This is a genomic window from Mucilaginibacter angelicae (assembly GCF_042434235.1).
Lineage (GTDB): Bacteria > Bacteroidota > Bacteroidia > Sphingobacteriales > Sphingobacteriaceae > Mucilaginibacter > Mucilaginibacter angelicae.
Genome location: NZ_JBHLTS010000078.1, coordinates 287,749 through 311,897 on the forward strand (window position 1 = coordinate 287,749; position 24,149 = coordinate 311,897).

Annotated in this window: 21 protein-coding genes; 10 read left to right on the forward strand and 11 right to left on the reverse strand. The window is 42.0% G+C overall.

Translation table 11 applies throughout. The annotated features are described in order from the left end of the window. Positions 1–87: 87 nt before the first annotated feature. Genes ACFFGT_RS29480 through smpB form a run of 3 tightly spaced genes read left to right on the forward strand, consistent with a single transcriptional unit; the run spans position 88 to position 3,115 of the window. Complete coding sequence (locus tag ACFFGT_RS29480) at positions 88–738, forward strand: metal-dependent transcriptional regulator (RefSeq protein WP_377026105.1); 651 nt, start codon at positions 88–90, stop codon at positions 736–738. Continuing rightward, positions 735–2,636: an Nramp family divalent metal transporter gene (locus tag ACFFGT_RS29485; RefSeq protein ID WP_377026106.1), complete on the forward strand. Its 1,902-nt coding sequence runs from the start codon at positions 735–737 to the stop codon at positions 2,634–2,636. The genes ACFFGT_RS29480 and ACFFGT_RS29485 overlap by 4 nt, the downstream gene beginning before the upstream one ends. A gap of 26 nt (positions 2,637–2,662) precedes the next feature. Continuing rightward, positions 2,663–3,115 carry an SsrA-binding protein SmpB gene (gene smpB, locus ACFFGT_RS29490; protein ID WP_121224698.1) on the forward strand — a complete coding sequence of 151 codons (453 nt, stop codon included), beginning with the start codon at positions 2,663–2,665 and terminating at the stop codon, positions 3,113–3,115. Between the two features lie 140 nt (positions 3,116–3,255). Here the strand turns inward: smpB and ACFFGT_RS29495 are convergent, their stop codons facing one another. From ACFFGT_RS29495 to ACFFGT_RS29510, 4 genes are all read right to left on the reverse strand, one after another. After that, complete coding sequence (locus tag ACFFGT_RS29495; RefSeq protein ID WP_377026107.1) at positions 3,256–3,915, reverse strand: protein-L-isoaspartate(D-aspartate) O-methyltransferase; 660 nt, start codon at positions 3,913–3,915, stop codon at positions 3,256–3,258. A 194-nt stretch (positions 3,916–4,109) separates the two neighbouring features. Beyond that, the gene (locus tag ACFFGT_RS29500) at positions 4,110–5,660 is read right to left on the reverse strand and encodes a dihydrolipoamide acetyltransferase family protein (protein WP_377026108.1); all 1,551 of its coding nucleotides are present in this window, start codon (positions 5,658–5,660) and stop codon (positions 4,110–4,112) included. A 43-nt stretch (positions 5,661–5,703) separates the two neighbouring features. Further along, entirely contained in the window at positions 5,704–6,951 is a 1,248-nt protein-coding gene (locus ACFFGT_RS29505) for a competence/damage-inducible protein A (RefSeq protein ID WP_377026109.1), read from the reverse strand. Positions 6,952–6,958: 7 nt separating this feature from the next. After that, positions 6,959–9,697 carry a putative LPS assembly protein LptD gene (locus tag ACFFGT_RS29510; RefSeq protein WP_377026110.1) on the reverse strand — a complete coding sequence of 913 codons (2,739 nt, stop codon included), beginning with the start codon at positions 9,695–9,697 and terminating at the stop codon, positions 6,959–6,961. Between the two features lie 52 nt (positions 9,698–9,749). Here ACFFGT_RS29510 and ACFFGT_RS29515 point away from each other — a divergent pair, with 52 nt between their 5' ends. After that, the gene (locus ACFFGT_RS29515; RefSeq protein WP_377026111.1) at positions 9,750–10,682 is read left to right on the forward strand and encodes an N-acetylmuramoyl-L-alanine amidase family protein; all 933 of its coding nucleotides are present in this window, start codon (positions 9,750–9,752) and stop codon (positions 10,680–10,682) included. A gap of 112 nt (positions 10,683–10,794) precedes the next feature. Beyond that, on the forward strand, positions 10,795–11,739 hold the full coding sequence (locus tag ACFFGT_RS29520) for an MlaD family protein (RefSeq protein ID WP_377026112.1): 945 nt from the start codon (positions 10,795–10,797) through the stop codon (positions 11,737–11,739). Between the two features lie 90 nt (positions 11,740–11,829). On the opposite strand, the gene ACFFGT_RS29525 is transcribed toward ACFFGT_RS29520, so the two are convergent. From ACFFGT_RS29525 to ACFFGT_RS29540, 4 genes are all read right to left on the reverse strand, one after another. Further along, on the reverse strand, positions 11,830–12,744 hold the full coding sequence (locus tag ACFFGT_RS29525) for a ribonuclease Z (protein ID WP_377026113.1): 915 nt from the start codon (positions 12,742–12,744) through the stop codon (positions 11,830–11,832). A 22-nt stretch (positions 12,745–12,766) separates the two neighbouring features. Next, positions 12,767–13,144 (reverse strand): STAS domain-containing protein, encoded by a 378-nt coding sequence (locus ACFFGT_RS29530; protein WP_377026114.1) that lies wholly within the window; start codon positions 13,142–13,144, stop codon positions 12,767–12,769. Between the two features lie 50 nt (positions 13,145–13,194). Continuing rightward, on the reverse strand, positions 13,195–14,139 hold the full coding sequence (locus ACFFGT_RS29535) for a phosphoribosylaminoimidazolesuccinocarboxamide synthase (RefSeq protein WP_377026115.1): 945 nt from the start codon (positions 14,137–14,139) through the stop codon (positions 13,195–13,197). A 93-nt stretch (positions 14,140–14,232) separates the two neighbouring features. After that, complete coding sequence (locus ACFFGT_RS29540) at positions 14,233–15,198, reverse strand: PhoH family protein (protein WP_377026116.1); 966 nt, start codon at positions 15,196–15,198, stop codon at positions 14,233–14,235. A 102-nt stretch (positions 15,199–15,300) separates the two neighbouring features. Between ACFFGT_RS29540 and ACFFGT_RS29545 the strand changes: the two genes are divergently transcribed. From ACFFGT_RS29545 to ACFFGT_RS29565, 5 genes are all read left to right on the forward strand, one after another. Further along, positions 15,301–16,077, forward strand: coding sequence for an SAM hydrolase/SAM-dependent halogenase family protein (locus ACFFGT_RS29545; protein ID WP_377026117.1), 777 nt, complete (start codon positions 15,301–15,303; stop codon positions 16,075–16,077). 13 nt (positions 16,078–16,090) lie between these two features. Continuing rightward, complete coding sequence (locus ACFFGT_RS29550; protein ID WP_377026118.1) at positions 16,091–16,618, forward strand: hypothetical protein; 528 nt, start codon at positions 16,091–16,093, stop codon at positions 16,616–16,618. Positions 16,619–16,647: 29 nt separating this feature from the next. Next, on the forward strand, positions 16,648–18,480 hold the full coding sequence (locus ACFFGT_RS29555; RefSeq protein WP_377026119.1) for an ABC transporter ATP-binding protein: 1,833 nt from the start codon (positions 16,648–16,650) through the stop codon (positions 18,478–18,480). Positions 18,481–18,646: 166 nt separating this feature from the next. After that, positions 18,647–20,047: an MBL fold metallo-hydrolase gene (locus tag ACFFGT_RS29560; protein WP_377026120.1), complete on the forward strand. Its 1,401-nt coding sequence runs from the start codon at positions 18,647–18,649 to the stop codon at positions 20,045–20,047. Positions 20,048–20,265: 218 nt separating this feature from the next. After that, positions 20,266–21,012, forward strand: coding sequence for a hypothetical protein (locus tag ACFFGT_RS29565; protein ID WP_377026121.1), 747 nt, complete (start codon positions 20,266–20,268; stop codon positions 21,010–21,012). 76 nt (positions 21,013–21,088) lie between these two features. Here ACFFGT_RS29565 and ACFFGT_RS29570 read toward each other — a convergent pair whose 3' ends face one another. The 3 genes from ACFFGT_RS29570 to rpe form a co-directional block, all read right to left on the reverse strand. Continuing rightward, positions 21,089–22,042, reverse strand: a complete 954-nt coding sequence (locus tag ACFFGT_RS29570) for a D-2-hydroxyacid dehydrogenase (RefSeq protein WP_377026122.1) — start codon at positions 22,040–22,042, stop codon at positions 21,089–21,091. A gap of 109 nt (positions 22,043–22,151) precedes the next feature. Beyond that, positions 22,152–23,219 (reverse strand): 3-phosphoserine/phosphohydroxythreonine transaminase, encoded by a 1,068-nt coding sequence (serC, locus tag ACFFGT_RS29575; RefSeq protein WP_377026123.1) that lies wholly within the window; start codon positions 23,217–23,219, stop codon positions 22,152–22,154. A 202-nt stretch (positions 23,220–23,421) separates the two neighbouring features. Then, the gene (gene rpe, locus ACFFGT_RS29580; protein WP_377026124.1) at positions 23,422–24,072 is read right to left on the reverse strand and encodes a ribulose-phosphate 3-epimerase; all 651 of its coding nucleotides are present in this window, start codon (positions 24,070–24,072) and stop codon (positions 23,422–23,424) included. Positions 24,073–24,149: the final 77 nt, after the last annotated feature.

A 24,149-nucleotide genomic window follows, 5' to 3' on the forward strand; every position in this document is an offset into this window, starting at 1 on the left:
ATTTTTCTTTAAAGTACTTCAACGAAAACATATTTCCTAACGTTTATTTTTTTAGATTAGTCTAAATTTTTTATTAGATTTGTTTAAATGAATACCTTAGCCGAGGAAAACTACTTAAAAGCCATCTATCATCTCGCTGTAAATGATGGAAATGCGAGTACAAATCAAATCGCATCCTCGCTAAATACCAAAGCATCTTCGGTTACCGACATGCTGAAAAAGCTTGCCGATAAGGCGCTCATCAACTATACCCCTTACCAGGGCGTAAATCTTACCCCATCAGGCGAAAAGATAGCGATAGGCATAATCCGCAAGCACCGGCTATGGGAATACTTTTTGGTGGAGAAACTTAATTTTAAATGGGATCAGGTACATGACCTTGCCGAAGAAATGGAACATATCTCATCCGAAGAGCTGATTGACCGTCTTGACGAATTTATGGGTTACCCCAAACACGACCCCCATGGCGATCCGATACCTGATTGTAATGGCCGCTTTAATACCCATGAATTAAAACCGGTTTCGGCGATAGCGATAAGTGAAAGCGGCATTATATCCGGCGTTCGCGATCATAGTTCATCTTTTTTACAATACCTCGATAAACAACAGCTTACCATCGGCTGCAAAATAATGATCACCGATATTATTGAATATGACCACTCGGTAGTGGTACAAACCGGCAATAAAGAAGTGCATATCAGCCGTGAGGTAGCCAACAACCTGCTTATAGCCCTATGAATAACACACACAACGAATCTTTAGGCAATGTACACGGATCTGTAACCACCGAAAATAAAACCGGCTGGCGCAAGCTGATGGCTTTTTTGGGCCCGGCTTACCTGGTAAGTGTAGGCTACATGGACCCCGGCAACTGGGCAACGGATATTGCCGGTGGCAGCGCTTTTGGATATAAACTGATATGGGTGCTGTTTGTATCAAATCTGATAGCGTTATTGCTACAGTCGCTTGCAGCCCGGTTGGGTATAGTGCGCGGGCTCGATCTTGCACAGGCCTCAAAAAACTCCTACCCCCGTTTTGCAAACTTTTGTTTATACATACTTGCACAAATAGCCATTATTGCCTGTGACCTGGCCGAGATTATTGGTATGGCCATTGGTTTAAAGCTACTGTTTCACCTGCCATTAATCTGGGGGGTATCGTTAACCATTACCGATACCATACTCATGCTTTATCTGATGAATAAGGGCATGCGCAAACTTGAAGGGTTTATCATTTCGATGATCTTTATAGTCGGGCTCTCCTTTTTGGTCGAAATGTTTATTGTTAAGCCGGATGTAATAGAGGTAGCAAAGGGCTTCATTCCCACTAACTTATTTAAAGGCGATAAGATCAGCCAGCAAATGCTTTATATAGCTATAGGTATTATTGGCGCAACGGTAATGCCGCATAACTTATACCTGCATTCGTCGCTGGTGCAAACCCGCAAAATAACCCGTACAGAAGAAGGTTTCAGGGCCGCTATTAAGTTTAATCTTTTTGATACTGTTATAGCCCTTAATCTTGCTTTTTTTGTAAATGCAGCCATTTTGATATTAGCTGCAAGCGCCTTTTTCAGGAACGGTTATTTTGAAGTAGCAGAGATCCAGGATGCGTTTAAGCTGCTGGAGCATATTTTTGGCACGATAGCGCCTACCTTATTTGCCATAGCCTTGATTGCTTCAGGACAAAGCTCAACCATTACAGGTACGCTTGCCGGGCAAATCATTATGGAAGGGCATATCAACCTGCGCATAGAGCCCTGGTTACGCAGGCTGCTTACCCGCATACTGGCTATTGTGCCTGCAGTGTTCACCATACTTTATTATGGCGAAGAGGGCTTAGGAAAGCTGCTTATTTTAAGCCAGGTAGTATTAAGCCTGCAACTGGGCTTTGCAGTAATTCCTCTCATCCATTTTACATCCGATAGGAAAAGGATGGGCAAATTTGCCATCAATTTCCAAACAAGGGCATTAGCATGGGCAAGCGCACTTTTAATTGTTGCATTAAATGCCAAACTGGTGTATGAACAAATTGTCGATTGGGTAAGCGGAAACCCGTCATCAATATGGATCTATACTATAGTGGTTCCGATTGTTATTGGTGTAGCCATATTGCTGATCTACGTTTTTATACGGCCATTACTATTTAAACATTATGACAGGCCTGCTATTGTACCACATGGTATAGCCAATGCTATTACCGAACTTGATGCGATCACTTATAGCCATATTGCCATAACTATCGATTTTTCAAAAAATGATACCGACTGCCTTCGCCACGCCATTATGCAGGGCGGCAAAAAAGCCGACTACACCTTGATACATGTTGTTGAAACCGCCGGTGCGCGTTATTACGGCGGCCAGGTACTGGACAATGAAACCCAAATCGACTTTGATAATCTTGACAAATACGTATGTACCCTGAAAAATCTTGGTTATAACGCACAGGGGCAAATTGGTTATGGCAACCCGGCCAGCGCCATTGCCGAGATTGTTAAAGATGAAAAGGTTGATTTTATTGTAATGGGCTCGCACGGGCACAAGGCGCTGAAAGACCTTATATTTGGTACCACCGTAAATTCTGTAAGGCACAAGGTTAACGTGCCGGTGCTGGTGGTAAAGCCACAGTCAAACTAATTTTGTAAGTTTGCGGTTGATTAATTATGAGCGAGGATAAGATCTATATAAAAAATAAAAAGGCCTACTTTGAATATCATATACTTGATAAGTACGTAGCCGGCATACAATTGCTGGGTACCGAGATCAAATCGATAAGGCAGGGGAAGGCTAACATTAACGATGCTTTTTGTACTTTCATTAACAACCAGTTATATGTACGCAACCTGCACATCTCTGAATACTCATTTGGCTCATTCTATAACCATGAAGCCAAACGCGACCGGATCCTGCTGTTAAACAAAAAAGAGCTTAAAAAACTCCAGACCCGCGGTGAAGAACGTGGGCTAACCATAGTCCCACTTGCATTATTTATCAGCGAACGTGGCTTTGCAAAGCTCGAGATCGGTCTTGCACAGGGTAAAAAGACATTTGACAAACGCGAAACATTAAAAGAACGCGATACCAAGATAGAACTGGACAGGGTGATGAAAAGGTAGTTGCCCCCCAGCCCCCTAAAAGGGGGGTTTTTGATTGGCATAAATTAACAAGGCCCGGGTTTAAAATCCGGGCCTTGTTAATTTTCAATATTTGATTAATCATGCTAAGAAGCTCCTCCTTTAGGGGGTTGGGGGCGGGCTTACCAAGCCTTATCCCCTACCAATGGCACAAACCTGAAGGTGTCAAGCACAATCTTTTCGTAGTCGTTATCGCCTACTTTTAGTATGGTAACCATCTTTTGGGTTTCTTCATCGCCAACGGGGATAACGAGGATGCCGCCTATTTTTAATTGTTTTAACAGTATCTCAGGAACGGTTGGGGCCCCGGCAGTTACAATGATCTTATCGTAAGGAGCATATTCGGCTTTGCCGATGGAGCCATCGCCCAGTAAAAAATGGGCATTGTAGCCCATTTCATTAGGCAATACAAATTTGGTGCGGTGATATAGCTTTTCCTGGCGCTCAATAGTATAAACAGTAGCACCAAGCTCAAGCAGAATGCAGGTTTGATAACCTGAACCTGTGCCAATTTCAAGTACCTTATCCCCTTTACGGATATGCAGCAATTCGGTTTGATAGGCCACAGTATAGGGTTGCGATATGGTTTGCCCCTCGCCTATCGGGAACGCGATATCCCTGTAAGCCTGGTTCCAGAAAGTTTCATCAAAAAAGCAATGACGTTTTACCTTACCAATAGCCTCTAAAACGTGTTCGTCGCCAATTCCTTTCTTTCTTAAAACATCAACCAATCTTTTACGGGCACCCTGTTCGCGGTAATTATCAATATACTTGTAAGCCATTTTCAAAGGCAAAGTTAATACGAATTTTCACACAATTTGACCTGTAAGCATGATTTGCAGGGGTTTTAACACCGGCAGCTATTTATGTGCTTCATTAGTAAAAATTTAAAATTCATTTTCCGAACGATATAGTCCCAAAACAAGGAACGCCGGGCAAAATTGCCCGGCGTTCCTTGTTTTATATAGTAAAGAGTTTATACCTCCCTGCTGCTATCCCATTTCTCCAGATAATCAGCCACACGCCTTACAAAGGAGCCTCCTAAGGCCCCATCTACAACGCGGTGATCATATGATAATGACAGGAACATCATGTGGCGTATAGCGATCATATCACCCTCTTTGGTTTCAATAACGGCCGGTTTTTTCTTGATAGCTCCAACAGCCAAAATTGCAACCTGCGGCTGGTTAATTATAGGCGTCCCCATAACATTGCCAAAGGAGCCAACGTTGGTGATGGTAAACGTACCTTCTTTTACATCATCAGGCAATAATTTACCAATGCGTGCACGGTTGGCCAGGTCGTTAACCGCTTTTGTTAAGCCAACCAGGTTAAGTTCATCAGCCCTTTTAATTACAGGTACTATCAGGTTACCGCTTGGTAAAGCTGTTGCCATGCTGATATTGATTGCCGCCTTCTTGATGATCTGTGTACCATTAACAGATACGTTGATCATCGGAAAATCTTTAATGGCTTTCACCACTGCTTCAATAAATATAGGCGTAAAGGTTATTTTTTCACCTTCGCGTTTTTCAAAGCTGTTCTTTACCTTTTCGCGCCATAATACCAGGTTGGTAACATCTGCTTCAACAAAAGAGGTAACGTGAGGCGATGTTTGCTTGCTCATCACCATATGGTCGGCAATTAAACGGCGCATCCTGTCCATCTCTATGATCTCATCGCTACCCGATACAGAAGTAGCCGGGGTAGGTCTTTGCTCAACAGGAGCAGCTTTTGGTGTTTCTGTTTTTGCAGGTTCCGGAACTTCAGTAATTACCGGCTGCGGCACCGGTTCCTGTACAGTTGTGCTTACTTGTTCAGCAACCGGTTGTGCTTCTTTTGGAGGTTCGGCAGGCTGAGCACTAACCGGCTCAACCGGGGCCGGTGGCGGCGTATTTTGAACAGCAGGCGAAGTTTTTGCCTGCAGGTAATTCAACAAATCATCTTTGGTTAAGCGACCTTCAGAACCGGTTCCGGGGATACTATCAAGTTCATCAGTACTGATACCTTCCTGGGATGCAATATTTCTTACCAGTGGCGAATAAAAACGCCCTTCCGATTTAAATGCAGGAACAGCCAGTGAACTTTTTTGCTCAAGCTGATCAATACCCGGAATACCCGCTAAATTTCCAGATTGAACTTCGTTTAATTCAGGTTCAGGAGTTTTTGCAGTTTCAGTAAACTGAACGGTTTCGTAATAAGTTGATTCTGCTATCTTGGATTCTTCGACAGGTTGAACTGCAGGAGCTTCTTCCGGCTGAACAATTACAGGTGCTGCTTCAGGTTCTTCAGTTTCAATAATTGCTATAACCGCCCCAACCTGCACAACATCATTTTCTTTATACAGTTGTTCAACTAACTTACCTGTTACAGGTGAAGGTACATCCGAGTCAACTTTATCGGTAGCGATTTCCATTACCGCATCATCGGCATTTACCTTATCACCCGGATTTTTTATCCATTTGATAACGGTTGCCTCGGCAACACTCTCTCCCATTTTTGGCAATAACAGTTGGTATTTGGCCATACAGTAGAATATAGTTTAACCCCAAAATTATGTATTTAAATCTTTACTTTTTAATTTCAGTAAGTAAAGTATTCAACATTGACAGGGCCATTATAGCACTTCTTTCAATGTTTTGCCGGCGTTTAGTGCCAAATGTGTATTTCTTTATAAATGATTTCCCTTTTCCTGCAACTGCAATCCACACAGTACCAACGGGTTTGTCTTCCGTTCCGCCATCCGGACCGGCAACCCCTGTAATGGCAACAGCCAAATCCGATTTGAAATTTAACAGTGCACCCTCTACCATTTCTCTAACAGTTTCTTCGCTAACTGCCCCGTGCTGCCACAAAGTTTCGTTCTTAACCCCCAAAATACTCTCCTTTAACTCGTACGAATACGATACCGCACCGCCTAAAAACACGTGCGATGAACCCGGATGCTGGGTAAACAAATGTGAAAGATAACCTCCGGTACAGCTTTCGGCTACTGATAAGGTAAGGCCGTTGCTTTCCATCAGGTCTAATATAGCTTTTTCAAGCGGAATATCCCGGTCAATAACAAATGGCGAACCAATCCGCTCAATAAAACGGGCTGCAAACACATCAACTTCTTTTTGTAAAGTGGTTTCGTTTTCACCAAAGGCGCTTAAGCGTAAACGCACCTGGCCTAACTTGGGCAGGTATGCCAGTTTTATATGCGATGGCAGATCATTTTCGATATCCGAAATCCGTTCTGCCAAAAATGATTCGCCTTCACCAACGGTTAACAGTGTTTTATGGATAATTACAGGCAGCTTTAAGGTAGCCTTAATTTTAGGCAGCACCTGTCCTTCCATCATGTACATCATCTCAAATGGCACGCCCGGCATGGACATATAGATAACACCATTTTGATTAAACCACATTCCCGGAGCAGTGCCATTTTCATTAAGCACAACTTCACAATTGGCAGGAACAAGCGCCTGCTGCTTATTAACCTCCAGCAAAGGGCGGTTATATTTGGCAAAAATGCGTTCTACATTGGCAAGTGCTTCCTTGTTTTCAACAAGTTCAACGCCAAAGTATTCGGCCAGGGTTTTCTTGGTAATATCATCTTTTGTTGGGCCAAGGCCGCCGGTTATAAAAATGATGTTGGCCCGGTTAGCTGCTTCGGCTAATGCTTTCAGGATATGTTCCTTATCATCGCTTATTGATGAGATCTGCTTTACCCTTACACCTATTTTATTAAGTTCGGTAGCCATCCAGGCCGAGTTTGTATCAACAATTTGTCCGATAAGTATTTCGTCGCCGATGGTAATTATTTCTGCCAGCATTTTTATATTAATAAAAAGATGATTGTGGATTGTAATCGCTTTTCTTGCTCAGTTTCAAATCCTGCAGGATAGACGCCTTCACCTTTAAAGTTACGTTATACATTTTATATACTCCAAAAGGGATCCACTGAAACGCTAAATCCCAGCAATGCAGATCGCGATATATGGAAAAGGAAGTTGCACTGGCAAACTTAGCAGCCTTTATATCATATGTGGTGGTGTACTGGATCTTCCACTTTTGTGTAAGGTTCACATCGCCCGAAATCTGAAGCGTATTGCTGGTATTTTTATTATTCAAATAATTTTGATAGCTGAAACTATAGTTAAGCGAGATATTCCACGGAACGTTAAAATCCACATAAGCATTCGGATCGCTGTTTACCAGGGCCAATCTTTGGGCCTGGGTGGTGTTCATAGTTGCAATGGTATTCAGGGCTGCATTGCCAGGCGTTGCCTTGGTCGAGTTCAAGCTTCCGCCCATGGAGATATTCAAACCTGTTAAGGTTGGAAATTTACCGTCCTGCCAGGCAAACCTGTTTATATAACGGCTTGTTTTTACGATCTGATTATTGGAAATGGAATCGCTCACCTTGGTTACGTACGGGCTAAACACCCCCGAAAAGCTAATACTTAGTTTTTGGTTAAAAATAGCGGTATGCCCCGAAAATGAGATATCCGACAGCTTCATTGAATCGGCCGCGAAATTATAAAAGGTCGAAAATGACAGGCCCTGCAAAATGGTGATCTTACGGTCGGTGCCGGATGTATCAGAGCTTTTAGCCTTCACCTTTGCCTCTATCGTATTATCTACCGAGAAGTTTAAGCCTGCCTGCTTACCCGCCGAAGGCCCTCCGTAAACCCCGTTCTGAAAAATAGAATACTTTTGATAAGTATACGGATAAGGCACCGTAGCTGTACTTACTGCTGTTTTATAATAGCCAAAGCTCGGATCGCTGAAGTCAGGGCGGTAGCTGAAACTTATTGATGGTGTAGCCACGTGCCTGATAGCTTTCAGGTTGCCATGTTTAAAATTTATGGTAGCGTACAACTTTGTTGATAAACCGGTACTTATACTATACTCCCCGGCACGCTTAAAGCCCGGTATGGTATCAATAATTAACTGGTTTGAGCCTGCAATGCTTCCCCTTTCAAACCTTTCATTAATGCTTTGAAAATACCAGCGTTCGGTATAGTTTATGCTATTATTAAACTGAAAGTACTTTAACACGTTTAAACCTAAACTTACCGGGATAGTGTGCTGAAAACCATTTTGTAACCTTTTTGACAAAGTTTCGCTTTTGAACAATTGTGCTTCAGGAATATCATTCAATTTGTTGGTACCCACCAAATTGTAACTGATGGTGATTTTTTGATACCATTTTTGCTCGCCAACCCTGTTTTTAGAATCGAAGGGATTTATTGACGACATGCCAAAGGCAATAGTAGGCAACTCGATATTCACAGTTTTACGGGCTATATCCTGACTGTGCGAAATACCGATACTCAAGTTAAACGGCGTACCGGCCCATGTTTTACCGTAAGCGATACTTGAACGCAAACTACTTTGAGCAATCGAATTAACATTATAATTACTTGCCGATGGCGTGTTGCTGAAGAAACCGGAAGTACCTGCATCAACCGAAGCACTGAAAGTTGAACCAGGATTAGCATTGGCATCCTGCACGTGCGACCAGTAAATATGTGCATCTTTTGTAGCCGGATCCCCCTCCAAACCATAGTTATGTGAGCCAAAACTCAGGGTAACGTTACCTGTATATTTATATCTTTTCAGATACCGGGCAGTACTGCTTAACTCGTACGAACCTTTTGAATAGATAGAGCCCGTGGTAGTTAAATCAACATAATCGCTTATACCTATATAATATCCCAGCCCTTTCAAATAAAAGCCAAGGGTATTGTCCTCACCAAAAGTTGGTAAAATAACCCCAGATGTCCTGGTGTCCGGCTTAGGGAAAAAGCCAAATGGAATAGCAAGCGGCAATGGCACCCCTTCAATTTCAAGGTAGGCCGGCCCCGATATGATCCGTTTCTTTTCGCCTATACCACGCGTTATCACTATACCAAAGTGTGTATCGGGGTAAGGCAGATCGCAGGTACTGAAAATTACGTTACGGTATGCTACTTCATCGTCATTGAGCTTTTTTGCCTGCCCGCCCGAAATAAAGTTGCCCTCCTGCTCAGATGCAGGGTTATAGATCTTTACCTTTTTTGTTTGATAATTAAAGATAAGCGAATCGGAGGCTACCGGCTTATCAGTTTTTTGTTTCATGATTGGCCTGCGCGTATACTGGTGTGTGCGCGGATCAATGCTTCCCCGTGCAAATATGAGGTGGTTTTTCTCATCAACCCTGATATAATCGGCATCAAGCTCAAAATCCTCATAGGTTACACGGGCCTTCCCATAAAAATAATTAATCTGGTGATCCCTGTCTGAATGTGTCGAATCCTCAGAAGTTGCCTTTATTTCTGACTGAATACCACTTTTGTTCTTTTTGGTGGTATCATTTGCGGGTAAAGAATTTACCGGTTTGCCATTTCTTAGTGGCGTAATTGAGCCGGATTTTTTACCTTTAAGAAGTTTCTTATCACGAAGCGAATCAAGTTTGATAATAGTATCAGTTAAAGGCCTCCTGCCATGGCTGTTAGTTAAAATAGTACCAGCATTAGCAAGTCCGTTTACTATTAATATAATTGCAAGCAGAAAAAAAAAGGTTATGAATTTCAAAATTGATTATGAATAGTATTTTTGCAGATATAGTTAACAGCGTTCAAAAATAATGAAAAATAAGGCATTGAAAAGATTGATTTATAGTTTGTGGGTATTGCTGGTTCTCCTTTCATTTTTTCCTCTTAAATCATACAGTTCTATTGTAACCAATAAGCTTCGTCTTCAAACGGATACCGTTGTCAACAGTACCGGTTTTAAGATCAAAACAATTATTATCGACCCGGGGCATGGCGGCAAACCATCAGCCTCTACAGGTCATTATTCTCATGGTGCATCGGGCTCTTATTCGTCAGAAAGGAATGTAACGCTGGCTATTGCCTTTAAATTGCAGGCCGCTATAGAAAAAGAATTAACCGGCGTTAAAGCTGTAATGACCCGTACCACCGAAGATGATGTTTCATTTGAACGCCGGGCCGAAATAGCTAATGAAAACAAAGGACAGCTTTTTATATCGCTTCACTGTAACTCATTATCTGACAGAACAGTTCGCGAAAAAGTTGGCACTAAGCGTCATAAAGCAGTATATCGTACCGTCAGGGTTCCGGACAGATCTGGCAAAGGCGTACTGATTTTGGTTTACGGTTTACACCGTACCCGCGAAGAAGAAAGCGCCATTCAGAAAAACCAGGTAGGTGAAGAATCAGAACTTGACGGCGGCGCATTGGATCCGAATGATCCGATGACCATTATTTTAACAAACGAGTATAAAAGAAAGTTCAGGCAGCAAAGTATTAAACTGGCTACGTTAATTAACGGCGAGTTTGTTGATACTGACGGAAGGCGAAGTGAAGGTATCAGGGAACAGGGTATTTATGTACTTTGCCACAGCGCAATGCCATCGGTACTGGTTGAAACCGGCTATATCAATAACCCTGATGATGAAAAATACCTTAATTCGGAAGATGGACAAAACGAGATCGTAGCTTCCATTATCCGTGCATTAACAAGCTATAAAAAAGAGATGGAACAGGTTTCGCAATAATTATAAAAGCCAAACCGTTACATTCTGCATAAATAAAACGTACATAATAAAACATATAAGCCTCGTTGCAGGTTTATAGCCTTAAACACAATTAACGCATAAACTCTACTTAATGAAAATCTCTAACGAAACCAAAATTGGTGCACTCACGGCAATAGCAATTACTATACTCATATTAGGTTACAGTTATTTACGCGGTAATGATATTTTTTCCGGATCAAATAAATACTACGCTATTTATAACAGTGTTGAAGGCTTAACCGTTTCTAAGCCAGTATTGGTTAACGGTTACCAGATAGGCCGCATTTCTAAAATGAAACTTCAGCCTGACGGGCATACCGTGGTTGAATTTAAAATTGAACCTGACGTAGTTGTGCCTAAAAACACCCTTGCCAAGCTTGAAAGTACCGATTTGCTGGGCAGCAAAGCTATTGTTTTTGAGTTAGGGAACAGCAATGTACCTGCCGAAGATCAGGATACGCTTAAAGCCGACATCCAGGGCAGCCTTGCCGAAAGCCTGCAGCCGATACAAAAAAAGGCAGAAATGCTAATGTCTAAGCTCGATTCGTCATTAAGCGCTGTTAATAAGATCCTGAACCCTAACTTTCAGAAAAACATCGACCGCAGCTTCATGAGCATTGCCAACTCATTGCAAACGCTTGAAGGAACCACCAAAAAGATTGACCGCCTTGTAGGTTCACAAACCGGCCATATCGATGCCATACTCACCAATGCCGAACAGGTATCGGGCAGCTTAAAAACCAGTACAACCCATCTTAACGGCATGACAGCTAACTTTGAAAAGGTTAGTAATGATTTAGCAGCCGCTAACCTTAAACAAACACTTGACAATGCAAACAAAGCCATGGCCGATTTACAGGCAACTATTGCCAAGATCAACTCAGGCCAGGGTTCATTAGGTTTATTGCTTAACGATGATAAGATGTACAAAAACCTTACCGATGCATCAAACAACCTCAACAACCTGTTTATTGATTTAAAGGCACATCCAAAACGCTACGTAAGCTTCTCGGTTTTCGGTGGTAAAAAGGATTAAGGAAGAGCTAAAAGCTGAATGCACAAAGCCTAAAGCTTTAAAGCTTGATTGAGCTTTCAGCTTTTTGCCTTAAGCTTTCAGCTCTAAAAACTATTCTATAAAGAAGGTTTTCCCCTCAATTGCAAGTTCAGTTGAGGGGAAATTTATTTTAGCCTCATCCAGTAACTCGTTCAGAGTTTTATAGCGGGCCGAAAAATGGCCTATCAGCAGTTTTTTAGCATTGGTTTTCAGGGCTATCTCCCCGGCCTGTAACGCTGTGGTATGATGGGTTATAACCGCCCTGTCAAGCATATCATTTAAAAAAGTAGCTTCGTGATAAAGCAGCGTAGTATTGGCAATTTGCGCAAAATAGCTTTCATTATACATCGTATCCGAGCAGTAAGCATAGCTTTTAGGCTCGGCCGAATCAATGGTCAGGCTCTCGTTTTTATAAACAGTGCCTTTTTCATCTGTATAATCTCCCCCCTTTTTTAACACCGAATAGTAAGCAACCGAAATATCAAGCTTTTCTATTTTTTCTTTGATCAGCTTACGGAGCCGCTTCTTTTCTTTAAACAAAAAGCCGGTACAGGCAATGCGGTGATCAAGCGGTATGGTTTCCACAACAACATCATTATTGTTGATCACCACTTCGCTTTGTTGCGCATTAGTAAATATATACTCAACAGGGAATTGCAGCTCGGTGTCTGAATATTTTAATTGCAGGTCAATTATTTCTTTGAGCTGTACCGGGCACACCAGTTTAAGCGGCTTTTTGCGCCCGTTAAGGTGCATGGATGAGAGCAAACCAACCAAGCCTAAATAATGATCGCCGTGAAGATGACTTATAAAAATATGATCAATGCGGCTGGCTTTAATATCAAAGCGGAGCATTTGTTGCTGCGTACCTTCGCCGCAGTCTATTAAATACAGGCGCTCGTTGATATTGAGCACCTGTGAAGTGGGATTTCTGTTAAAGATGGGGGTTGCGGAACTGCTGCCAAGTATTGTTACCTCAAATTTCATAATAGGTAAACAATAAAATGGTTTATCGTGCTTCCTTTTTTAACTCTTTTTCAATCTCTTCCATAAAAATATGATCGACACCCTCTTCGGCAGTTGGAACAATGGTTAATACATTATCCAATTGTGATATGGTTACCAAACGGGCAACCGCATCATTTAAACCTGCCAAAATGAAGGAACCTGTAGCATTTTTACACAAGCGATGACCAACCAGCAAACTGCTTAAGCCCGATGAATCGGCGTATTTCACCTGCGACAAGTCGAGAATAATGTTGCGCTGACCCTCTGTGTTGATCAAAATCAACTCTGATTTTAACTGAGGAGTTACTATTGAATTTAACTTTGATTCATTAAGCTTCAATAATATATATTTCTCGTGTTTATCTACAGTAAATTTCATTCTTATTAAATTTAATAAGCTAAGATAAATATTTTATGGATATTTTAAAATTACATAACACTCAGCGCGTTATTAATTGCCGTTTCAACGCGGGTTAGTACGCTGCCTTCCGCAGGCTTAACAAATGTTTCGCCAATGATCTGTTCGTAAAGCTCAATATAACGTTCAGATATCGAATTAACAATCCCTTCGGTCATAACCGGCACTACCTGGCCTTCTTTACCCTGAAAACCATTTTCGATAAGCCACCTGCGAACAAACTCTTTTGAAAGCTGTTTTTGGGGCTCACCCTTTTGCTGGCGTTCTTCGTATCCTTCTTTATAAAAATACCTCGATGAATCGGGTGTATGAATCTCGTCAATCAGGTAAATCTGTCCGTCAACCTTACCAAATTCGTACTTGGTATCAACCAGTATCAAACCTTGTTTGGCTGCAATTTCGGTACCGCGTTTAAACAAAGCCTGGGTATAAGCTTCAAGCTTAACATAATCTTCTTCAGATACAATGCCCCTTGCCAGGATCTCCTCGCGCGAAATATCTTCATCATGCCCTACCGATGCTTTGGTGGTTGGCGTAATGATAGGTTCGGGCAGTATGTCATTCTCTTTTAAGCCTTCGGGCAAAGCAACACCACATACATGGTGCCTGCCTGCGCTGTATTCGCGTGCGGCATGACCGGCCAGGTAACCGCGGATCACCATCTCCACCTTAAACGGCTCACAAATACGGCCAATGGTAACACTGGGGTCCGGAACCGAAATAACCCAGTTTGGAACAATATCTGCCGTTGCTTCTAAAAAGCGGGCAGCAATCTGGTTAAGTACCTGTCCTTTAAAAGGAATTGCTTCTGGCAGTACAACATCAAAGGCCGAAATGCGGTCGGTAACAACCATGGCCAGGTATTTATTATCTATCGTATAAACATCGCGTACTTTCCCTTTGTAAAAAGCCGTTTGGCCGGGAAAGTTAAAATGTGTTTCGTTTATTGCGTTCATGTGTGTTAGTTCATGGTTGATGGTTCATGGTTCATAGCTGATCTGCATTTAATACCATGAACCATCAACTATGAACTATGAACTTACCTCTAATTACTGTATATCCCCGTAAGCTTCTAATATCTTACGTACTAATTTGTGCCTTACTACGTCTTCGCCGCTCAGGTACACTATTTCAATGCCTTTAATATCCGTCAGGATCCTTAAAGCGGTATGTAAGCCCGATTGTTGTTTTTTAGGTAAATCTATCTGCGTTACGTCGCCGGTTACTATGAATTTTGCCGATGGCCCCATACGGGTTAAAAACATCTTCAGCTGCATATCAGTAGCATTCTGGGCTTCGTCCAAAATCACAAAACAGTTATCCAAAGTACGGCCACGCATAAAGGCCAGCGGTGCAATCTCAATGGTACGGTTCTCCAGGTAAACCTTCAGTTTTTCGGCCGGGATCATATCATCAAGCGCGTCATATAAGGGCCTCAGGTACGGGTCGATCTTTTCTTTAAGGTCGCCCGGTAAAAAACCGAGGTTCTCCCCTGCCTCAACGGCCGGCCGGGTCAGTATAATACGTTTAATTTCTTTGTTTTTAAGCGCCCTTACAGCTAAGGCTACTGCAGTATAAGTTTTACCGGTACCGGCAGGCCCAATGGCAAACAGGATATCGCTTTTGTTAATACTGTCAACCATACGGCGCTGATTGGTAGTACGGGCCCTAACCATAATGCCGTTTGGCCCAAATACAATTACTTCGCCGCTTGCAAATTTATCAACAGCAATTGGTTCAGCAACGGTGGTGGTATTGCTGGCTCTTGAACCAAGAATACGCTCGAGGTCGGTTATGTTAAGATTCTCAAATTTCTCAACATGATTTATCAGGTGAGTGAACTTCTCCTGGAAAATATTGATCTCATTTTCATCGCCCAAAATCTTCACTTCACTGCCACGGGCAACGATTTTAAGCTTGGGGTATTGTTTCTTAATGATCTCAAAATGATCATTATTTGGCCCCCACAATACTGCAGGGTTCACGTTTTCAATTGATAGCTTAAGTTCGTTCAATAGTAATTTGATTTTTTAGTTACAGATTTTTATGAATTAAAAATTGAATATTTGTAGCTTCAAATGCTACTACAAGATTAGCAATAAATATTTATAAAATTAATGGCAATTATAACATTAACTACTGATTTAGGCGATAAAGATATTTACCAGGCTGCGTTAAAAGGCAGTATCTACAAATTGTTGCCTACAGTAAATATTGTTGATATTACCAACAGCGTAGCGGCCTTTAACGTACAGCAGGCTGCTTTTATACTCAAAAACAGCTTTCATTATTTTCCGGAAGATACCGTACACCTGATAGGGATTGATACCGTTTATAATGACCATACCAAATACCTTGCTATCCGCTATAAAAAGCACTATTTTGTAGGTGCAGATAATGGCATTTTTTCACTGATGTTTGAGGAGGCCCCTGAAGAAATAGTTGAGATCAACATTATGCAGGACCTTAAATTTCTGCATTTTCCGCTGGCCGATATCTTTGTAAAAACAGCCTGTCATTTGGCTAAGGGCGGTAAACTGAACGAGATAGGCCTGCCGGTGAACGATATCGAAAATAAAATGAATTTACAGCCTGTTATCGAAAAAAACCTGATCAAAGGCGTGGTGATCTATATCGATTCATTTCAGAATGTGATAACCAATATTACCAAGGAGTTTTTTAACAGCGTACAACAAGGCAGGCGTTTTGTGCTTAACTTTAAGCGAAACGAAACCATTAACCATTTAAGCTGGCATTATAACGAAGTGCCTGTCGGCGAAAAACTTTGCTTATTTGGCATCAGCGATCATCTGGAAATAGCCATAAACAAAGGCAATGCAAGCGGCCTGCTGGGGCTTAATCTGAATGATAAAGTGATCATTGAATTTCAATAAGGTATTTGTATAAATGAGAAAAATTGCGCTGCTTCTTTTATTCTGCCTGGTAGCAACTTTAGGGGCATCGGCCCAAAGCCCTGTTAACCCGGATTCTGTAGCTTATCAGCTTCAGCGACAAAAAATAAATAACATGCTGGCGGCCCGTAAGCAAAAATTTGGGCAGTATGAACAAAGTTTGGGGCAACATACCGGCATCTTCGGCTTTCAAACCAAGGATGATATCCGCCGGTCGGCCAGTATCCTGATGGATATTGCCAAAACAGATGATGCTATTTTTAAAGAGCTCAAGATCCTGCTTGAGTACCGCGATTTTCAGCAAAGACAGATCCAGAACCACAGCAAAGAGGCCGAAACTACTGCTGCCGGTTACATGGAAGTGATTAACAGGTTAAGGCAGCAAAACATCAAATTAAAAGCCGATCTGCAACAGTCCCAAAAAGATCAGGGTAGTTCAAAAACTATTTATATTGTGATCATCGTTCTCATGCTTGCGTCAATTTTATTCAGTTTGTTCAGAAAAAGCCGTGTTAAAGCGTAAATTCGCGACTTTAACATTCAAACCCATACATGGCAAGAGGACGACTGAACAGTGGCAGCAAGGCCGAAGCAGAACTACCTAAAGCAAAAATAAACCGAAGCAGCCTACGCAACGTAGCCAAACTGCTAACTTATCTTAAACCCTACCGTTGGAAATTTATTGCAGGAATGATATTCCTCTTTATATCAAGCCTGGTAGGATTAGCATTCCCTACTATTCTTGGTTCGCTCATTAATGCATCTCAAAATAAATTTGATTATCCTTTTTTACCTCATAGCATAAATGCGATTGGCCTTGCCGGTATAGCATTACTATTTGTGCAGGCTATAATTTCTTTTTTCAGGGTTCTGTGGTTTGTACAGGTTTCTGAAAAATCGCTTGCGGATATCCGCCGAGATACGTATTTCAAACTCGTTACCCTGCCCATGAACTTTTTTGCCAACCATAGGGTTGGTGAATTGAACAGCCGTATCTCAGCAGATCTTTCTCAAATACAGGACACACTTACTACTACAATTGCAGAAATTGTACGGCAGGGTGTGATATTGATTGGCAGTGTGATCTTCCTTGCCATCGTTTCGCCAAAGCTAACACTTGCAATATTAGCGATACTCCCTTTCTTAGTAGCTTTCGCGGTAGTATTTGGTCGCTTTATACGTAAAACATCAAGGCAGGCGCAGGATAAACTTGGCGAATCAAATACAATAGTTGAAGAAACATTACAAGGCATTGCCAATGTAAAAGCTTTCGTAAATGAATCGCACGAAGCATCACGATATGATAAAGTTTTAAGACAAGTAGTTAATATAGCTGTAAAGGGTGCCAAATTCAGAGGTATTTTCGCGTCATTTATCGTGTTCTTTCTGTTCGGTACTTTTGTGGCCGTAATATGGTACGGCTCCATTTTAGTCCATGATCATCAGTTGCTCTTCGGCGGACTAACCAAATTTATTATGTATTCTATTTTCGCGGGTGCGGCAATGGGCAGCTTTCCCGATCTGTATGCCAACCTGCAAAAAGCCATAGGCGCCAGTGAACGTGTGCTGGAGCTATTAGGCGAACAAGGCGAAGCTATTTCGATAGTTGAAAGCGATAACCATATTAAACAAACCATAACTGGTGACATAGCGTTTGACAATATTGTATTTGCCTACCCTTCACGCCCAGAGCTCACTGTATTAAAAAGCATCTCTTTTAATGCCGATGCCGGGCAGCGCGTAGCTATTGTTGGGCCAAGTGGTTCAGGAAAATCGACCTTGGCCTCGCTGATATTACAATTCTATCATCCGCAAAGCGGCAGCATTTTATTTGATGGAAAACCTGCCGGTAATTACTCACTTACCGATATCCGCAACCAGGTAGCTATCGTTCCGCAGGATGTATTGCTGTTTGGCGGTACTATTTTGGAAAACATTGCTTATGGCAGGCTGGGGGCTTCGGAAGAAGATATCATACAGGCTGCCAAACGCGCTAATGCGCACCTGTTTATATCTTCCTTCCCCGAAGGTTATGAAACCATTGTGGGCGAGCGCGGGGTTAAATTATCAGGCGGACAAAGACAGCGCATTGCCATTGCGAGGGCATTACTTAAAAATCCTGCTATCCTGATCCTTGATGAAGCTACTTCGTCGTTAGATTCAGAATCGGAACGATTGGTACAGGAAGCATTAGAAGAACTGATGAAAGACCGTACCTCTATTATCATTGCCCACCGCCTGTCAACTATTCGCGAGGCAGATAAGATCATTGTGCTTGAAAAAGGCCATATTATAGAAAGCGGCAGCCACATTGAACTTATTGGTAACGAACAAGGTCTTTACAAATACCTGAGCCAGTTACAGTTTGAAAGTAGCCAGGCTTAGCAAATACTCCTTAAAACTTATAGGTTTATAACTAAACTTATAAATCATTAATGCGTTTACACTCGCAATAAAGCGAGTGTAAACCGTTATATTCACAAATTAAAGATTACATATAACGTAATATAACTATCGATACCGGCTTTAAAACAGGTATCTCGTATAAAAAATGAAACTAACTATACACGGGGCGGCCCGGCAGGTAACCGGGAGCATGCATTTGCTTGAGGTTGGACAATATAAAATTTTAGTGGATTGCGGGCTGGATTATGAAAAGGACCGCAGTATAATATCTAACGAAAACTTCCCTTTTCGCCCTGAAGATATTGATGTAGTTGTACTTACCCACGCCCATATCGACCATTCTGGTAACCTGCCCACATTGATCCGTTTAGGCTTTGAAGGCCAGATACTATGCACCCCTCCTACAGCAGATCTGACTGAATTGCTGCTGCTCGATTCTGTAAATATCTTCATGCGCAAAGCTGCAAGTAAAGGCGGTCACCACAAACGCGGCAGGGGCAAATTTAATACCCACGCACAGCCGTTGTACATGCAAAAACATGTAATGGATACAGTGGAACGCTTTGTTACCATTGGCTTTGACAAACCTTTTCGTATTACGGGCGATATCGAATTAACTTTTGTACCTGTAGGTCACCTGTTAGGCGCAGCAGCAGCAGTGTTTAAAGTAAAGGATAATGGCGAAGAAAAATCAATAGCCTTTACCGGTGATATAGGCAGGAAGAACTACCCGGTGCTGAACGACCCGCAGCCCCTTCCTCCGGTTGATTTTCTGGTATCCGAAGCTACTTACGGCGGCCGTTATCACAGTAAAGACAAAACCGTTGAGCAAACCCTGATAGAAGTTATTGATAAGGCTTGTATTAAAGAGCAGGGCCGTTTGATTATCCCGGCGTTTAGTATCGGGCGTACGCAATCACTGGTTTACACTTTAAACAAGATCTTCAGCACCGGCTTACTGCCGCCTGTTAAGGTTTTTGTTGATAGCCCTATGGCTACCCAAGCCACCGAGGTGTTCAGGAAGTACCATAACCACGTAAACCAGGAAGCCCAGGAGTTTTACCAGAAACGCGGCGACGAGTTTGAGTTTGACAACCTCACCTATGTGGAAACATTGAAAGATAGCCGGCAGATTTCCAATTATTGGGAACCTTGTATCATCATATCATCTGCAGGGATGCTTGAAGGGGGCCGCATCCAGGATCACCTGTTTTATAATATCCAAAACTACTATGCCACTATCCTTTTCATTGGCTATTGCGCCAAGGGAACATTGGGGCATCGTTTGTTGCGTGGAGATTCCATAGTCCATATTAAAGACCGTGAGCTGGCCGTTTACGCCACCATTAAACAAACCGATGTACTAAGTGCCCATGGCGATCATGACGACCTCATGAATACCGTAAAAGCCATTGGTAAAGACAGGCTGAAACATGTATTCCTGGTACATGGCGAGGGTGAAAGCATGCAGCTATTAGCTAATGATTTGGAGCAGGAAGGTTATGGTGTAACGATACCGGAGAAGGGTGTTTCTTATATCATATAATTAAGCTGCGCCTCCAATATATCTCCCGCGGGTTTAGCGCAGCGTAACCCGTGGTTACCTATGGTTAAAGTTTTCAACTTTAGTCCCCGTACTTGAGCTGAAAGCTCAAACTATGCTACACCACGAGTTACGCTGCGCTAAACTCGCGGCATTCTGTCGTATTTCATTAAAAGATTTATGGAAATCTATTAGTCAATGCATCCTGTTCAAAAACGACCATGAAGAAAATACTGACATTAGTTTTAATAACTTTATATACTTCGATTGCATCAGGGCAAAGCTATAAACCTGAATATGGAACTCCGCTTGTTGTACTGACCGAAACAAACCCATGGTTAATGGTAATTGGATCAGATGTACCGACCTTTGTACTTTATAAAAAAGGGCAGATTTTATATAAAAAAAAAGTTTCCAATAAAATCAAATACTTTCAGGTTAAACTGGATCAAGATGAGGTTGGGGCAGCCTTAAAAAAGCTTGGTATTACAGATAGCCTCCAAAAACTTCCGGCAGAAATAAATGCATCCAGCGCTTCAGACCAACCTACGAGTGAACTAATCCTGAATCTAAATTCTACTAAACAAATAAGTGTATACGGAAGTCTGCGTTACGAAAAAAGCAAAGCAAGGGAAAACACTCCGGCGCCATTTTTAAAAGTTTATGATAACCTTATTAATTTTAAAGATGACAAAGCAAAAGAATGGGTGCCTGATATTATCGAGGTGATGTTTACAACATATAGTAACTCCCCCGAAAAACCGCTAAAATGGCCGACAGAATGGCCGGACCTAAAAAACCCGCACTCTGTACAAAGAAGTGTAGATCTATATAGTATCTATCTTGATAAGAATGATATTAACAAACTCAAAAAGCTGGTTAACTCATTAAAAGACAATCAGGCTGTAGAGGTAAACGGGCGAAAATTTTCAATATCCTACCGTTTCCCATTTCCCAATATCAGGTAGATAAATAATCGAACAAAATGAAAACGGCACCAATCATTAAGATTAGTGCCGTTTCTGTATTAACGAATTAACGTAATTAAGCTTTCTTAAAGTGATCAATAATCAAACTTGCAAGCTCCACGCCAATCCTTTCCTGGGCCTCGTTGGTAGCAGCACCAATGTGCGGGGTCAGGGAAATTTTTGGATGAGTTAAGATCTCTGCGCGAGGAGTTGGCTCATTGTCGAACACGTCGAGCGCTGCAAATGAAACCTGGCCGCTGTTTAAGGCATCAACCAAAGCAAGCTCGTCGATAAGGCCACCACGTGAAATATTTACCAGGCCAACACCTTTTTTAGTTTTAGCCAATTCTTCGGCACCAAAAAGGGCTTTATCGATAAATGGCGTATGCAATGTAATGAAATCAGCAGTGGTAGTGATCTCATCAAGGGTAGATTTTTTTACAGATACTTTAACAGTAGTGCCGCCACCTAAAACGATATCCAGCTCAGGGTTGAAATCAAAAAGGTCATAAGCTAAAACATCCATACCAACACCGATGGCTATTTTAGCCACTTCCCTGCCGATACGGCCAAAACCTACAATACCTAAAGTTTTACCGCGAAGCTCAACACCTTTAGCATAAGCTTTTTTCAGGTCGTTGAATTTAGTGCCGCCATCAACCGGCATTTTACGGTTGCTATCAGGTAAAAAACGTACTGAGCCAAATAAGCTGGCAAATACCAGTTCGGCAACTGATAATGAAGATGATGCCGGGGTGTTGTATACGCCAATACCTTTTTCTTTGGCATAATCAACATCAATATTATCAACACCTACACCACCGCGACCAATCAGTTTAAGGTTAGGTGTAGCATCGATTAATGCTTTGCGTACTTTAGTTGCACTACGTACGGTGATAGCATCATAATTTTTTAATTTTTCAGGAAGCTCATCCTGTGGGATATTGTTGGTATCAACAAAAAAGCCGGCATCTTCCAGCATTTTTTTACCTATCGGGTCGATACCGTCATTAGCTAATATTTTGATCATTATATTTAGTATTTGCCCCCCGGCCCCCTAAAGGGGGAGTGAATATTCCACACTTTTAAGGGCCGGGGGTAATTATAAACTATTGTTCCCCCTTTAGGGGGTTAGGGTGCTACTTATTATTCTCAGCAAATTCCTGCATTACGTCAATCAGCGCATAAATGCTGCTTATTGGCAACGCGTTGTAAATTGAAGCGCGGAAACCGCCTACACTTCTGTGGCCTTTAATACCTACTATACCGCGTTCTTCGGCAAGTTTCAGGAATGGTTTTTCAAGCTCGGCATTTTCCATTACAAAGCAAACGTTCATTTTTGAGCGGTCTTCAAGGGCAGCCACTGCTTTAAACAATGGGTTGCGGTCAATTTCTTCGTAAAGTACACGTGCTTTAGTTATGTTTTCCTGCTCAATTGCCGGTACACCACCTTTTGCTTTTAACCATTTAAGGGTAAGCATTGATACGTAGATAGCAAATACCGGTGGGGTATTGTACATTGAACCACCTTCAATTTGAGTTTGATAGTTGAACATTGCGGGGATCTTACGACCTGTTTTACCCAGCAGATCATCCTTAACAATAACTAAAGTAACACCGGCAGGGCCCATATTTTTTTGAGCACCGGCGTAAATCAAACCAAAATCGGCAACGTTAACCACGCGGCTGAAAATATCTGACGACATATCACAAACCACCGGAACAGGCGATTTAAAGAACTCCTGTAACTGCGTACCGTAAATGGTATTGTTTGAAGTAATGTGGATATAAGCAGCATCAGCAGGGATTTCAAAATCCTTGGGGATGTAAGTAAAGTTGGCTTCTTTTGAAGTTGCTACAACTTGTACTTCGCCAAAGTATTTAGCCTCTTTTAAAGCTTTATTGGCCCAAACACCTGTTTCAACATAAGCTGCCTTGCCGCCTTCAGGTAACAGGTTGTAAGGAGCCAAAGCAAACTGGGTGCTTGCACCGCCCTGCAGAAACAATACCGAATAACCTTCCGGAACGTTGAATAATTCTTTTACCAGGCTCACAGCTTCGTCTAAAACGGCTTCAAACTCTTTCGATCGGTGTGAAATTTCAAGCAAAGAGAGTCCAGTACCATTAAAATCAATAACTGCTTCTGAAGCTTGCTTTAAAACTTCGTGTGGTAGAATGCCGGGTCCGGCACCAAAATTATGTTTCATATAATTAACGAATTGTAGGTTCTAAATACACTATTAGGAAGTTTGTATTTTGTTGGGCCGAAGTTAATTAATTTGACAAAATATATAGACATTATTTACATTTTTTGAAAAAATATACAATTAATCAACAAACGGGCTTTTGATTGCAAATAATTAAACTAACCCTACAGGGCTGGTAGTAATTATTATCATTATAATACTTTTAGGGATGTTTGAGTTTTGAAATTGCGGCCACCGGACTGGCCGACGAGAACACCGAAGTGCCAGCTACAAACACATCTGCACCGGCCTTTATCAGTTTTGTTACATTGCTGGCATCCACCCCACCGTCAATCTCTATTAACAGCCCGGGATTTTTTTCGGCACTTAGTGTCCTGAGTTCCTTGATCTTTTTATAGGTATTTTCAATAAAATGCTGTCCGCCGAAGCCGGGATTAACCGACATGATCAAAACCATATCCAGATCGGCAACAATATCCTCCAATAAGAAAACAGGCGTTGCCGGATTAATAGCCACAGCGGCTTTACAACCTAATTGTTTAATTACCTGAATGGTACGGTGCAAATGCGGGCAAGCTTCCTGGTGCACGGTAATGCTATCTGCCCCGGCATCTTTAAACGCTTTAAGGTAACGGTCGGGGTCAACAATCATCAGGTGTACATCAAGCGGTTTGGTAGCATGCTTTTTTACTGCACTTACCACCGGAAAGCCAAAAGAGATATTTGGCACAAACATACCATCCATAATATCCACGTGGATCCAGTCGGCTTCGCTGTTATTGATCATTTCGATATCGCGCTGCAGGTTGGCAAAATCGGCCGCTAAGATAGATGGTGCTATGAGGTGATTCATATGCAAATATATAAAACCCGCCAACCCGCATGCCCGGAAAGGGTAATTATTTTATGATATAAGTGTAAAAAAATAGA